Below are 12,938 nucleotides of genomic sequence, written 5' to 3' on the forward strand. Positions count from 1 at the left end.
ATGCAGACCTGGTACGGGATCGACATCGGCGGCACCAAGATCGAACTGGTCGCGTGCGACGCCACGCTGGGGGTCCATCACCGCCAACGCGTGGCGACGCCGACCCGCGACTACGCCGCGTTCCTGCAGGCGATCGTCGATCTGGTCGATGCGGCCGATGCCGCACTCGGCGAGCGCGGCGTGGGGGTCGGCATCGGCCTGCCCGGCGTGCGTGATCGTGCAAGTGGCCGCCAGCTCAGCGCCAACGTGCCCAGCCTGACCGGCCAGACGGTCGGTGCGGACCTGCAGGCACGCCTGCAGCGCCCGCTGGAGCTGGGCAATGACCTGCAGTGTTTTGCCTTGTCCGAAGCCCATGACGGCGCCGCCGCCGGCTACCCCAGCATGTTCGGGGCGATCCTCGGCACGGGGGCGGGCGGTGGCTTCTGCGTCGGCGGCCGGCTGATCGCCGGTCACAACGGCATCGCCGGCGAGTGGGGCCACTGGAGCCTGCCCGCCACGCTGCAGCAGCGCCACGACCTGCCAGTGCTGGACTGTGGCTGCGGCCTGCGCGGCTGCCTGGAGCGTTACGTGTCCGGCAGCGGCCTGGCGATGATCCATGAACGCCGTGGCGGCGACGCGCTGGATGCCGCCGAGGTGGTCGCACGCGCCCAGGCCGGCGATGCCATCGCACGGCAGGCCCTGGCGATCCACCGCGACCTGCTCGGCTACAGCTTCGCCAGTCTGATCCTCGCGCTGGACCCACACGTGATCGTGCTCGGCGGTGGGCTCTCCAAGTTGGAGCAGCTGTACCGCGATCTGCCGGCCGCAATCGCGCCCTACCTGTTCACCGGCGTACGCGTGCCGCCGATCCTGCCGCCCACCTTCGGCGATGCCGGCGGTGCGCGGGGCGCCGCACTGCTCGCGCGCCAGCACCACCTTTCCCCCTGAACACCGCTGTTACTGGAGTTGCCATGTCCGCCGTCCAATCGTTGATCGCCGCCCATCGCCAGGGCCACCCCGTCGGGCTGTACAGCGTCTGCTGCAGCAACGCGCAGGTGCTGCTGGCAGCGATGCAGGTCGCGCAGCGCTACGACACCCTGCTGCTGATCGAAGCGACCTCCAACCAGGTCGATCAGTTCGGCGGCTATACCGGCATGACCCCGCCGCAGTACCGCGACTACGTGATGCAGCTGGCGCGCGATGCCGGCTTCCCGGCCGAGCGGCTGGTGCTCGGGGGCGACCACCTCGGTCCCAACGCCTGGCAGAAGGGCCCGGCAGACGCCGCAATGGCAAACGCGCGCGAACTGATCGCCGCCTATGTCGCCGCCGGTTTCCATAAGATCCACCTGGACTGCAGCATGTCCTGCGCCGATGACCCGTCCCCGCTGCCGGACGCCATCGTCGCCGCACGCTCGGCCGAACTGGCGCGCATCGCCGAGCGCACGGCGGCCGAGCACGGGCTGCCGCCACCGGTCTACGTGATCGGCACCGAGGTACCGATTCCCGGCGGTGAGGCCTCGCTGGCTGGTGGCCTGCAGGTGACCACGCCGGCCGCTGCGGCGACCACGCTGGCGATCCACCGCGAGGCGTTCTCCGCCCCGGACCTGCTGCCGGCCTGGGAGCGCGTGATCGCGATGGTGGTGCAGCCTGGCGTGGATTTCGACCACAGCAGCGTGCACTACTATGATCCGGCCGCCGCCGCGGAGCTGTCGGCCTTCGTCGAGCAGCAGCCGCGCATCGTGTTCGAAGCGCACTCCACCGATTACCAGACCGAAGCTGGCCTGCACGCGCTGGTCCGCGATCATTTCGCGATCCTGAAAGTCGGCCCGGCGGCGACCTATGCGTTCCGCGAGGCGGTGTTCGCGCTGGCGATGATCGAGCGCGAACTGCTGCCCGCCGCGCGATGCTCGCATCTGATCGAGGTGCTGGACCGCTGCATGGTCGACGCACCGGGCAGCTGGCGCAGCTACTACCAGGGCGACGAGCACGAACTGCGCCTGCTGCGCGCGTACTCGCTCAGTGATCGCAGCCGCTATTACTGGGGCGAGCCAGCGGTACAGGCCGCGCTGGATTCGCTGGTCGCCAATCTCACCGCGCACGCGCCGCCGCAGATGCTGCTCAGCCAGTTCATGCCCGAGCAGCTCAAGGCGATCGAGGCCGGTGAACTGCAGCCGGCGCCGTTGGCGCTGATCCAGCACAAGGTGGCGCTGCGCCTGGCCGAGTATGCCCGGGCCTGCAATCGCAACGTCTCGGGTGGGCATAACGAAACCGGACAGGCCAAGGAGCTTTCGGAACGGTAAGCTTCGGCTTTCCCTTTCGAACGGAATCGCCCCCATGCGAAACACCCGGCAGCGCCGCCAACAGATCCTCCAGACCCTGGTCGAGCACGGCAATGTGCAGGTCAGCGAGCTGGTGGCGCGCTTTGCGGTCTCGGCAGTCACCATCCGCGCCGATCTGACCCACATCGAGTCGCAGGGGCTGGCCACGCGCACCCACGGGGGCGCGACGCTGGTACGCACGCCGCCGCAGGAACAGGACATTCACGAAAAGGACGCGCTGAACCTGCCGATGAAGGACCGCATCGGCATCGAGGCGGCCAAGCTGGTCAAGGCCGGCGACAACATCATCATCGACTCCGGCTCGACCACGATGACCCTGGCGCGCCACCTGCGCGGGCATCGCGATGTCACGGTCATGACCAACGGGCTCAACATCGCCTGGGAGCTGGCCAACGCGCCCGGCGTGGAGCTGCTGCTCACCGGCGGGCTGCTGCGCAAGCAGTCGCTCTCGCTGCATGGCAGCCAGGCCGAGGCAAGCCTCAACACCTACAGCTTCGACACCCTGTTCCTGGGCGTGGATGGCCTGGACCTGCAGTTCGGCCTCACCACCCACCATGAGGCCGAAGCCAGCCTCAACCACCGCATGGTCGAGCGCGCGCGCCGCATCGTGGTGCTGACCGACGCCTCCAAGTTCGGCCGGGTCAGCCTGCACCGCATCGCGCGGCTGGACCAGGTCCATACCATCATCACCGACGGCAGCATCGAGCCCGAGTACCTGGAAGGGCTGCAGCGGCTGGGCGTCGAAGTGATCATCGCCGAGTCCCCGCCTTGACCGAGTCCCGCTCCCTGCACGGCCGCCTGCTCACCGACACCGGTTGGGTCCGCGGCGATATCCATTTCGAGAAGCGCATCACCGCGATCGATACCGCGCACGCCGATCCGCGGAATGACGACGACGTCCCGCTGATCCTGCCCGGCTTCATCGACCTGCATGTGCATGGCGGCGCCGGGGTGGACATCATGCAGGGCGGGAGGACTGCGCAGACGGTGGCACGCGCGCATGCCCGGCACGGCACCACCGCACTGCTGGGCACCACCATGACCGCGCAGGAGGACGACATTACCCGCGCGCTTGAAGGTCTTTCCACCGCGATCGCCACGCGCGCACCCGGCATGGCCCGCGTACTCGGCGTACACCTGGAGGGCCCCTTCATCAGTGCGCAGCGCCTGGGCGCACAGCCACCGCTGGTGGTGGAGGCCACGCTGGCCGACGTGCAGCGCCTGCATGCAATCGCACCGATCAAGGTGCTTACCCTTGCGCCGGAGATCGGCCAGCACCTGGCGCTGATTCCCGCGCTGAGCGCACTCGGCATCCGCGTGCAGCTTGGCCACAGTGCCGGCAGCTATGAGGATGGCGTGGCCGCATTGAACGCCGGTGCGGCCGGCTTCACCCATCTGTTCAATGGCATGACCGGCGTGGATCACTATCACCCGGGCATCGCGACCGCTGCACTGGCGCATGCGCAGTACGCCGAACTCATTCCCGATCTGCAGCACGTGCATCCCGGCGCGATCCGCACCGCCCTGCGCGCGATCCCGCGTTTGTACTGCGTGACCGATGCGACCGCCGCCACCGGCATGCCCGATGGCGAGTACGCACTCGGCGTACAGCGCGTGCACAAGTGCCTGGGCTGCGTGCGGCTGTCGAGCGGCTCGCTGGCCGGCAGTGCGCTGACCATGGATCAGGCGCTGCGCAACCTGGTCTCGCTCGGCCTGGATATCGCCGATGCCTCCCACCGGCTGTCGCGCTACCCGGCCGACTACCTCGGCATCGACGACCGCGGCCGCATCGCGACCGGTGCCTGGGCGGACCTGGTGGTGCTCGACCATGACCTGCGCGTGCGCGGCGTGATGGTGGAAGGCGATGACATCGCGCTCGACTGAGCGCTGACTCCCGCGCCGCCATGGCGCACGCACTTGCAGACAGGACCGGCACGATGAACGACGTTTCCGCAGCCATGCCCGTGCACGCCGGCGCCTCCGCGCCGCGCTGGCCGGTACGCTATCTGTTGTTCATCGGCGGCATGGGCGGGCTGCTCTACGGCATCGACATCGGCATCATCGCCGGTGCCCTGCCCTATCTGGAGGCCACCGCCACCACGAGCTGGCACCTGACCAGCCAGCAGTTGGGTTTCGTGGTCGCCGCAGTGCTGCTGGGCAGTGTGCTGTCTTCGCTGTTCGCCGGGATGGTCGCTGACCTGATCGGCCGCCGTGGCGCGATGCTGCTGGCCGGCGTGCTGTTCACCGCGAGCATTCCGGTGATGGCCCTGTCCGATGGCTATGGCGCGCTGTTGATGGGGCGCCTGCTGCAGGGCATCAGCGGCGGCCTGATCGGCGTGGTGGTGCCGCTCTATCTGGCCGAAGTGCTCAGCCCGGAACGACGTGGGCGTGGCGCGGCGATGTTCCAGCTGCTGCTGACCATCGGCCTGGTGTTGGCCGCCGTGATCGGGCTGTACCACGCGCATGCCGTGGATGCCGCGACCGCCGCGGTGCGCCATCTGCCCGGTGCGGAGCAGCAGCGCCTGCTGTTCGACGTCAAGGACCATGCGTGGCGTACCATTTTCTGGAGCTGCCTGCTGCCCGGCCTGGTGTTCACCGGGGGTGTGCTGCTGATCAGTGAATCCCCGCGCTGGCTGGTGCGCCGTGGCCGCATCGATACAGCGCGCCACGCCCTGCAGCGTACTGTCGCCGCGGGCGACGTGGAGTCGACCCTGCAGCGCATGCAGGCGCCGGAGGAGCTCCAGATCGGCCGCAACGGCAAGCGCGACCCGCTGCTCAGCCGCCGCTACGTGTGGCCGTTCGTGCTGGCCTGCCTGGTGCTGGCCTTCACCCAGGCCACCGGCATCAACTCGGTGCTGGCCTACGCGGTCAACATCCTCAACCAGGCTGGCCTGCCCGGCTCGGTGGCCAACGGCGCCGACGTGGCGATCAAGCTGCTCAATGCAGTGATGACCGTGGTCGCACTGGTGCTGGTGGACCGCAAAGGCCGCAAGTTCCTGCTGATGCTGGGCAGTGGCGGGATCACCCTGTCGCTGCTGGCGGCTGCAGTGTTGTTCGTGCAGAGCGAGCGCGGGCGGCTGGATGTGCAGGCCGCGCTGCAGCAGCAGGTGAGCGGCACCACCCTGTCGCTGCCACTGGATGCCGCGCAATGGCAGCGGCTGGATGGCAACGCCGGCGCCGCACCGCAGCAGCTGACCGTGTCGTATGCCTACGGTGGCTTCAGCAACGTGCGCTCACTGCGCAGCGACAACCCGATCGACGCCACGCTGCAGATCCGTCGCGAAGACGCGGTGTCGGCCGACAGCGTGATCGGCCGCTTCTTCCGCACGCTGCATCTCAACCCGTTCCCGGACCCGGCGCAGGCCGCCAACGCGCCGCTGGTGATCGAACGTGCGGTGATCGGCCCGGTGCCCTCGCCCACCCACGGCTGGCTGGTCGCCGGCTGCATCCTGCTGTTCGTCGCGTTCTTCGCGGTGGGCCCGGGCGTGTGCGTGTGGCTGGCGCTGTCCGAGCTGATGCCAACCCGCATCCGCTCCAACGGCATGAGCATCGCGCTGCTGATCAACCAGTTCGTCTCTACCGTGATCGCCGCGATCTTCCTGCCTACTGTCGGCCATCATGGCTACGCCAGCATGTTCTTCTTCTGGGCCGGCTGTACGTTGCTGTACTTCCTGATCGCCGCGTTCTGGCTGCCGGAGACCAAGGGCAAATCGCTGGAGCAGATCGAGGCGAATTTCCGCTGAGGCCGTCGGCAACGGCGAGGCACTCAGGGCGCCTTGCCGGTCACCTCGGTATACAGCCGGTCGGCTTCGGCGGTGCTGCCCAGCCCGGTCACCTGCATGGACTGCGCGAAGGGGCCGGCGATGACGGCGACATTGAGGACCTGATCGCCGACGGTGAACGCCACACGCTTGGCGACGCGCGCTTCCGTCGCGGCGAGGATGCGCGGTGCCGCGGCCTCCGTGAAGCGCAGGATCAGCGTCCCGTGTCCGGTGGTCCCGTCGCTGCCCACGGCTACCGAGGCGATGTCGGCCGTGGTGATGAAGGCTGGCTCGATCAAGGACAGCGCGTTGCCGTCGCGATCCTTGAGCGTGGTGACGCCGGGGCGCTGCGCATCCTCGGCCACCTCCCGCATCTGGATGCGTGCGTTCGCCAGCGGTGCGACGCCCGCTGGCGTCTCGGACGCGGCGGGTGCGGGCGCTGGCTGGGTGCAGGCGCTGAGGCCGGCCCCCAGCGCCATCGTCATGATCAACAGACTGCTGCGCATGCGTGTCTCTCCGTCAAGAAGGGCACGAGTATCGCCGCTGCGCATACTCAGCGCAGGCGGCGGATGCGCCAGGCGACCATGATCTGCAGCACGCCGTAGAGCAGGCTGCCGATGCCGACCCACAGCGTGGTGACGGCAATGCCTGCCATCGGATTGGCCACCATCATCGCGCCGAGCACGATCGCCAGCACGCCGCTGAGGATCAGCAGCCACTCGCCCTGGATTTCCTTGCGCACCCGGATCGCGAACACGATGCGGTAGATGCCGGCAACGATCAGCCAGGCGGCCAGCAGCAGGATCAGCACACTGGCCGTGGCCAATGGGTTGAGCACGGCCAGCACACCGAATACCACCGAGGCCAGCGCGTAGACCAGCAGCCACCCCCGCGGCACGCCACTGCGGCCGAACAGCGCGAACAGGCTGATCAGGCCTTCCACCAGTGCCATCACGCCGATCGCCCAGGCCAGTGCGGTGGCGGCCGAAAGCGGCCGTGCGATCGCGATCAGGCCGAAGACCACGGCGACCACGCCGTACAGCATCAGCACCCACCAGCTGCGGCCGATGGCAGTGAGAAGCGGTGAGGTGCGCGGATCCGGCGGCAGGTTCATGGGACGTCCTTGCGAGGGTGATGACAGCCCGATGGTACGTCCTCGCAGCGTGCAAGGCGCGGCAACGGCGCTTACGGCACGCGCGCACAGACCCAGACCTGCATCGGGCCGGCACCGGCGTACTGCAGGGCGCGCAATGCGGCATCGGTGGTTGCCCCGGTGGTCATTACATCGTCGACGATCGTCAGCCCGGCGGGTGGATGGCCGCGTACCGCGAACGCATCGCGCAGATTGCAGCGCCGGGCATCCGCGTCCAGATTCGATTGCGCTGCGGTTTCGCGGGTGCGCTGCAGCCCGTTCCAGAGCGGGCAGCACAGCCCGCGCGCCAGCGGCTTGCTCAGTTCCAGCGCCTGGTTGTAACCGCGCTGGCGCAACCGGCGACGGTGCAGCGGCATCGGCTGCAGCGGCCCGGCCAGAAACGGCGGCACGCGCTGCAGCATCAGTTGTGAGAGCAGCCGGCCGGCGGCCAGGTCCTGGTGGAATTTGAACCGGATCAGCAACCGGTCGATCGGCGGCGCATACAGGAACGCGGCACTGGCCGCCGCCTGGCGGGGATACTCGTCCACGCAGCGCTCGCAGTGATCCCCCGCCGCATCACCCGGGTCGTTCGCCGCCAACGGCAGTGCGCAGCGACGGCAGGCACGGTCGTTCCACGGTAGCGCCTGATGACAGGCGCGGCACAGATCCATCCCGTCCTCGCCCGGGCACTCGCAGACCAGGCAGCGCAGCGGCAGGATCTGCCAGCCGAGCCAGCCCAGGGCGCCGTAAACTTTAGACAAGAGCATATGGTTGACAGATGAGGGCCGCCTCACCAGACTGCCGCCCTTTCGTTCCACTATCTGTCAGGACACTCCCATGGCTTCTGTCATCCGACACGACTGGCACCGCGAGGAACTGCTGGCGCTGTTCGCGCTGCCCTTCCCGGTGCTGCTGCACCGCGCGGCCAGCGTGCACCGCGAGCAGTTCGATCCGGCAGAAGTGCAGGTCTCGACCCTGCTGTCGGTCAAGACCGGCGGCTGCCCGGAAGACTGCGCGTACTGCCCGCAGGCGCAGCGCTACAGCACCGGGGTGGATGCCCAGAAGCTGATGGCCACCGACGACGTGGTCGCCAAGGCCCGCCAGGCCAAGGCGGCTGGCGCCTCCCGGTTCTGCATGGGCGCGGCCTGGCGTTCGCCCAAAGACCGCGATATCCCCAAGGTGGCGGCGATGATCCGCGAGGTGAAGGCACTCGGCCTGGAGACCTGCGCCACGCTGGGCATGCTCAGCGGCGCACAGGCCACCGCCCTGCGCGAGGCCGGGCTGGACTACTACAACCACAACCTGGATACCGCGCCGGACTACTACGATTCGATCATCCACACGCGCCAGTACCAGGACCGCCTGGACACGCTGGCGCACGTGCGCGCAGCCGGGCTGAAGACCTGCTGCGGTGGCATCGTCGGCATGGGTGAGACGCGCGAACACCGGGCTGGGCTGCTGCTGGCGCTGGCCACCCTGCCCGCCCACCCGGATTCGGTGCCGATCAACCGCCTGGTACAGGTCGCCGGGACGCCGCTGCATGGCACCGCCGAGTTGGACCCCTTCGAATTCGTGCGGATGATCGCGGTGGCCCGCATCGTGATGCCACGTGCGATGGTGCGGCTCTCGGCTGGGCGCGAGGCGATGAGCGACGAGCTGCAGGCGCTGTGCTTCCTGGCCGGGGCCAACTCCATCTTCTACGGCGAAAAGCTGCTGACCACCGGCAACCCGGACACCGAACTCGATCTGGCCCTGTTCGAACGGCTGGGCCTGCGCCCGATGCCGGTCACGGTGGATGCCGACGGGCACGACCACCCGGGCACGGTCCACGCCGACATCACCGCCGGCGGCGGCTGCGGGCGGGCGGCCTGAGCCCCGAGCAGCGGGCCCGGCAACCGGGTACGCTAACGGCCCACCCGGACCCCCTGACGACCATGGCCCGTCCTGACCTGCACGACCGCATCCAGGCCCTGCGCAAGCTCCGCGACGCGCAGGGGCGCCTTCGCGTGCGCCGCGTGGTGAGCCGGCGCGATGGCGTGCGGCTGGACGTCGATGGCCAGTGGCTCACCGGTTTCTGCAGCAATGACTATCTGGGCCTGTCGCAGCAGTTCGGCGTGGTCAGCGCATTGCAGGATGCGGCCGCGCGCGAAGGCACTGGCGCCACCGGATCGCACCTGATCTGCGGCCACCACGCGCTGCATGAAGCACTTGAACGGGAAATGGCCGATTGGCTCGGCTATCCGCGGGCGCTGCTGTTCGGCAGTGGCTTCGCCGCCAACCTCGCGGTGCAGCAGGCGCTGCTCAGCGAAGAAGACGATGTATGCGTGCAGGACCGGCTCAACCACGCCAGCCTGCTCGATGCATCGCGCCTGGCCGGTTGCCGCCTGCGCCGCTACCCGCATCTGGATACCGAAGGCGCGCTGCGCCAACTCAAGCACGCGCCCAACGGCGCGGCGATGCTGGCCACCGACGGCGTCTTCAGCATGGACGGCGACATCGCCCCGCTGCGGTCGTTGTCGCTGGTGGCGCGCATGCAGGAAGCGCTGCTGTACGTCGATGACGCGCACGGCATCGGCGTGGTCGGTGAACACGGCCGCGGCTGCGTGGCCGATGCGGGCCTGGGCGTCAATGATGTGCCGCTGCAGCTGGCCACGCTCGGCAAGGCGCTCGGCGGCAGCGGTGCGGTCGTGCTCGGCGATGAGGCGATGATCCAGCACCTGGCCGAAACCGCGCGCCCTTACATCTACACCACCGCCGTGCCGCCGGCGCAGGCGGCCGCCGCCCTGGCCGCGGTGAAACTGGCCCGCCGCGATGACTGGCGCCGCGAAAAGCTCACTGAACTGATTGGCATCTTCCGCACCGGCGCGCGCCAGCACGGCCTGGAACTGATGCCATCGGATACCCCGATCCAGCCACTGCTGTGCGGCGCCGAATCGACGGTGATGGGCATGTCGGCCGCGCTGGAAGCCGCCGGTTTCCTGGTCAGCGCGATCCGTCCGCCCACCGTACCGGAGGGCAAGGCGCGCCTGCGGGTGACCCTGTCCGCCCTGCACGCACCCGCCGAGGTGCGCGCACTGGTCGATGCGATCGCGCACGCCCGCGACACCGTGGTGCAGCCGCCATCGCTGACTGCCCTGACCGCGTGACAGCGCTGGGTTGAGCATGCAGATCGATGTCATCGGCCAAGGCCCCGCGCTGGTCCTGATCCACGGCTGGGCCCTGCACGGCGGCGTGTTCGCGCCGTTGGTGGACCGCCTGTCGGCGCACATGCAGCTGCACCTGGTGGACCTGCCGGGCCACGGCGCCAGCCGCGATGACACCACGCCGCTGCGCCTGCCGTACGTGGTCAATGCCATCGCCGCAGCCACGCCGCCGGCGGTCTGGTGCGGCTGGTCGCTCGGGGGTCTGTTCGCGCTGCATGCTGCCGCGACCCTGCCCCAGGTGCGTGCGCTGGCGATGATCGCCGCCACGCCGCGTTTCGTGCGCAGCGACGACTGGCCGCATGCGGTGGAACCGGCGGTGTTCGAACAGTTCGGCCAGGACCTCGCGCAGGACTATCGCGGCACGCTGGAGCGCTTCCTCGCGCTGGATGCGATGGGCTCCGAACACGCGCGGCAGGAACTGCGCACGCTGCGCGAGATGCTGGTCGCGCGCGGCGAGCCGGCCCCGCGCGCCTTGCAGGAAGGCCTGCGCCTGCTGGAAAACACCGACCTGCGCGGCGCCCTGGCCCAGCTGGGCAAGCCCAGCCTGTGGCTGGCCGGCCAGCGCGACCGGCTGGTCTCGGCGCGGGCCATGCAGGCTGCCGCCGCGCTGGCGCCGGGCGCGCAGGCGCATGTGATCGCCCAGGGCGGGCATGCACCCTTCCTCGGCCATACCGACGAGGTGGCCGCGCAGCTGCAACACTTTGTTGCCGCGCTGCCTTGACCTGTTCCGGCCGCGCATCGCCGATCATGTACGCCTGCCTTTTCCCACAGGACTGACCCATGGATCTTGGAATCGCCGGCCGCTGGGCCCTGGTCTGCGCCGCCAGCAAAGGCCTCGGGCTGGGCTGTGCACGCGCACTCGCCCGGGAGGGCGTCAACGTGGTCATCGCCGCGCGCGGCGAAGCGGCCCTGGAACGCGCCGTGCTCGACCTGCAGGGCCTGCCGGGCGCACGCCGGGTAATCGGCGTGATTGCCGACATCACCACGCCCGAAGGCCGTACCGCCGCGCTGGCCGCCTGCCCGCAGGTCGACATCCTGGTCAACAACGCGGGGGGCCCGCCGGCGGGCGATTTCCGCCAGTTCACCCGCGAGGACTGGATCGCCGCGCTGGACGCCAACATGCTGGCCCCGATCGAGCTGATCCGCACCACGGTGGATGGCATGATCGAGCGTGGCTTCGGCCGCGTGGTCAACATCACCTCTTCTTCGGTGAAGGCCCCGATCGACATCCTCGGGCTGTCCAACGGCGCGCGCTCCGGGCTGACCGGGTTCGTGGCCGGGCTGGCACGCAAGACCGTCGCCCACAATGTCACCCTCAACAATCTGCTGCCGGGCCAGTTCGACACCGATCGCCTGCGCGGCAACTTCGCGTATCTGGCGCAGCAGCAGGGCATCGATGCCGGCCAGCTGGCCGAGCGCAAACGCACGCATATTCCCGCCGGCCGCTTCGGCACCGCCGATGAGTTCGGTGCCGCCTGCGCCTTCCTGTGCAGCGCACAGGCCGGCTACATCACCGGGCAGAACCTGCTGATCGATGGCGGCGCCTACCCGGGCACCTTCTGATTCCACCGCACCACCGTTTTGAGCCGTGAGTACCCCATGACGTCCAGCTTCGATCCCCATCACGTCCGCCGCGCCTTCTCGCGCGCCGCCAGCAGTTACGACGCCGCCGCGGCGCTGCAGCGCGAGGTGGAAAAGCGCCTGCTCGAATCGCTGGATTATCTGGAAAACCGCCAGCCGCAGGTGGTGCTCGATGTCGGCAGCGGCACCGGCCACGCCAGCGCGCTCATGAAGAAGCGCTGGCCGAAGGCACAGGTGATCGCGCTGGATCTGGCCCAGCCGATGCTGCGCGAAGCGAAGAAGCAGGCCGGCTGGTGGAAGCCGTTCTCGCGCGTGTGTGGCGATGCGCAGGCGTTGCCGGTGCTGGACCAGAGCGTGGATGTGATCTTCAGCAACCTGTGCCTGCAGTGGGTGGAGGATCTGCCGGCGGTGTTCGCCGGGTTCCGCCGCGCGCTCAAGCCCGGGGGCCTGCTGCTGGTCTCCACGTTCGGGCCGGAGACCCTGATCGAACTGCGCGATGCGTTCGCCGCCGCCGACGAGGTGCCGCACGTCAGTCGCTTCGCACCGATCGCACAGTTCGGCGATGCGCTGATGATGTCCGGCTTCCGCGATCCCGTACTGGACCGCGACCTGTTCACCCTGACCTACGACGACCTGACCGCGCTGATGCGCGAACTGCAGGCGATCGGCGCCACCAACGCGCGCCAGGACCGCCGCCACACGCTGACCGGGCGCGGGCGCTTCGATGCCGCGCGTGCGGCCTACGAGCCGCTGCGGCGCGAAGACGGCAAGCTGCCCAGCAGCTGGGAAGTGATCTACGCACACGCGTGGGCGCCGGAAGGCGGCGCGCCGATCCGCGAGCGGGGACACGATGTCGCCACGGTGCCGATCTCGGCGATTCCGATCCGCCGCAAAACGCCCTGAGCCACCCGCGCTGATCGCGTAGAGGCGCCTCTTATACACA

Annotated in this window: 13 protein-coding genes; 10 read left to right on the forward strand and 3 right to left on the reverse strand. The window is 69.2% G+C overall.

All coding sequences use genetic code 11. From position 1 onward, the window contains the following. Genes ACE026_RS10915 through ACE026_RS10935 form a run of 5 tightly spaced genes read left to right on the forward strand, consistent with a single transcriptional unit; the run spans nt 1 to nt 6,061 of the window. Nucleotides 1–927: an ROK family protein gene (locus ACE026_RS10915; RefSeq protein ID WP_486039011.1), complete on the forward strand. Its 927-nt coding sequence runs from the start codon at nt 1–3 to the stop codon at nt 925–927. Nucleotides 928–950: 23 nt separating this feature from the next. Next, nucleotides 951–2,279 (forward strand): D-tagatose-bisphosphate aldolase, class II, non-catalytic subunit, encoded by a 1,329-nt coding sequence (locus tag ACE026_RS10920; RefSeq protein WP_486039012.1) that lies wholly within the window; start codon nt 951–953, stop codon nt 2,277–2,279. A gap of 34 nt (nt 2,280–2,313) precedes the next feature. Continuing rightward, nucleotides 2,314–3,090 (forward strand): DeoR family transcriptional regulator, encoded by a 777-nt coding sequence (locus tag ACE026_RS10925; protein WP_123729905.1) that lies wholly within the window; start codon nt 2,314–2,316, stop codon nt 3,088–3,090. Beyond that, nucleotides 3,087–4,202 carry an N-acetylglucosamine-6-phosphate deacetylase gene (nagA, locus tag ACE026_RS10930; protein ID WP_486039013.1) on the forward strand — a complete coding sequence of 372 codons (1,116 nt, stop codon included), beginning with the start codon at nt 3,087–3,089 and terminating at the stop codon, nt 4,200–4,202. Before ACE026_RS10925 ends, nagA begins: the two co-directional genes overlap by 4 nt. 53 nt (nt 4,203–4,255) lie before the next feature. Then, the gene (locus ACE026_RS10935) at nt 4,256–6,061 is read left to right on the forward strand and encodes an MFS transporter (protein WP_486039014.1); all 1,806 of its coding nucleotides are present in this window, start codon (nt 4,256–4,258) and stop codon (nt 6,059–6,061) included. 23 nt (nt 6,062–6,084) lie between these two features. Here ACE026_RS10935 and ACE026_RS10940 read toward each other — a convergent pair whose 3' ends face one another. The 3 genes from ACE026_RS10940 to ACE026_RS10950 all read right to left on the reverse strand — a co-directional run bounded on the left by ACE026_RS10940 (nt 6,085) and on the right by ACE026_RS10950 (nt 7,978). Next, nucleotides 6,085–6,585, reverse strand: a complete 501-nt coding sequence (locus tag ACE026_RS10940; protein ID WP_486039015.1) for a SecDF P1 head subdomain-containing protein — start codon at nt 6,583–6,585, stop codon at nt 6,085–6,087. 47 nt (nt 6,586–6,632) lie between these two features. Next, nucleotides 6,633–7,193 carry an HdeD family acid-resistance protein gene (locus ACE026_RS10945; RefSeq protein ID WP_486039016.1) on the reverse strand — a complete coding sequence of 187 codons (561 nt, stop codon included), beginning with the start codon at nt 7,191–7,193 and terminating at the stop codon, nt 6,633–6,635. 71 nt (nt 7,194–7,264) lie between these two features. Further along, nucleotides 7,265–7,978, reverse strand: a complete 714-nt coding sequence (locus ACE026_RS10950) for a double zinc ribbon domain-containing protein (RefSeq protein ID WP_486039017.1) — start codon at nt 7,976–7,978, stop codon at nt 7,265–7,267. A gap of 70 nt (nt 7,979–8,048) precedes the next feature. Here ACE026_RS10950 and bioB point away from each other — a divergent pair, with 70 nt between their 5' ends. The 5 genes from bioB (at nt 8,049) to bioC (ending at nt 12,898) form a co-directional block, all read left to right on the forward strand. After that, the gene (bioB, locus tag ACE026_RS10955) at nt 8,049–9,083 is read left to right on the forward strand and encodes a biotin synthase BioB (RefSeq protein WP_486039018.1); all 1,035 of its coding nucleotides are present in this window, start codon (nt 8,049–8,051) and stop codon (nt 9,081–9,083) included. 62 nt (nt 9,084–9,145) lie between these two features. Beyond that, the gene (gene bioF / locus ACE026_RS10960) at nt 9,146–10,357 is read left to right on the forward strand and encodes an 8-amino-7-oxononanoate synthase (protein WP_486039019.1); all 1,212 of its coding nucleotides are present in this window, start codon (nt 9,146–9,148) and stop codon (nt 10,355–10,357) included. Between the two features lie 16 nt (nt 10,358–10,373). Continuing rightward, nucleotides 10,374–11,135: a pimeloyl-ACP methyl ester esterase BioH gene (bioH, locus tag ACE026_RS10965; RefSeq protein ID WP_486039020.1), complete on the forward strand. Its 762-nt coding sequence runs from the start codon at nt 10,374–10,376 to the stop codon at nt 11,133–11,135. A gap of 59 nt (nt 11,136–11,194) precedes the next feature. After that, on the forward strand, nt 11,195–11,977 hold the full coding sequence (locus tag ACE026_RS10970) for an SDR family oxidoreductase (protein WP_486039021.1): 783 nt from the start codon (nt 11,195–11,197) through the stop codon (nt 11,975–11,977). Nucleotides 11,978–12,013: 36 nt separating this feature from the next. Then, nucleotides 12,014–12,898 carry a malonyl-ACP O-methyltransferase BioC gene (gene bioC, locus ACE026_RS10975; protein WP_486039022.1) on the forward strand — a complete coding sequence of 295 codons (885 nt, stop codon included), beginning with the start codon at nt 12,014–12,016 and terminating at the stop codon, nt 12,896–12,898. Nucleotides 12,899–12,938 lie beyond the last annotated feature (40 nt).

The sequence above is a fragment of the Stenotrophomonas sp. AGC87 genome (assembly GCF_057333975.1).

Excerpts from the sequence above, each read along its gene's own strand:
- ACE026_RS10970 (WP_486039021.1), top strand. The coding sequence starts at position 11,195 with ATGGATCTTGGAATCGCCGGCCGCTGGGCCCTGGTCTGCGCCGCCAGC.
- ACE026_RS10920 (WP_486039012.1), top strand. The coding sequence starts at position 951 with ATGTCCGCCGTCCAATCGTTGATCGCCGCCCATCGCCAGGGCCACCCC.
- bioC (WP_486039022.1), top strand. The coding sequence starts at position 12,014 with ATGACGTCCAGCTTCGATCCCCATCACGTCCGCCGCGCCTTCTCGCGC.
- bioF (WP_486039019.1), top strand. The coding sequence starts at position 9,146 with ATGGCCCGTCCTGACCTGCACGACCGCATCCAGGCCCTGCGCAAGCTC.
- ACE026_RS10935 (WP_486039014.1), top strand. The coding sequence starts at position 4,256 with ATGAACGACGTTTCCGCAGCCATGCCCGTGCACGCCGGCGCCTCCGCG.
- ACE026_RS10945 (WP_486039016.1), bottom strand. The coding sequence starts at position 7,193 with ATGAACCTGCCGCCGGATCCGCGCACCTCACCGCTTCTCACTGCCATC.
- ACE026_RS10940 (WP_486039015.1), bottom strand. The coding sequence starts at position 6,585 with ATGCGCAGCAGTCTGTTGATCATGACGATGGCGCTGGGGGCCGGCCTC.
- ACE026_RS10915 (WP_486039011.1), top strand. The coding sequence starts at position 1 with ATGCAGACCTGGTACGGGATCGACATCGGCGGCACCAAGATCGAACTG.
- ACE026_RS10925 (WP_123729905.1), top strand. The coding sequence starts at position 2,314 with ATGCGAAACACCCGGCAGCGCCGCCAACAGATCCTCCAGACCCTGGTC.
- ACE026_RS10950 (WP_486039017.1), bottom strand. The coding sequence starts at position 7,978 with ATGCTCTTGTCTAAAGTTTACGGCGCCCTGGGCTGGCTCGGCTGGCAG.
- bioB (WP_486039018.1), top strand. The coding sequence starts at position 8,049 with ATGGCTTCTGTCATCCGACACGACTGGCACCGCGAGGAACTGCTGGCG.
- bioH (WP_486039020.1), top strand. The coding sequence starts at position 10,374 with ATGCAGATCGATGTCATCGGCCAAGGCCCCGCGCTGGTCCTGATCCAC.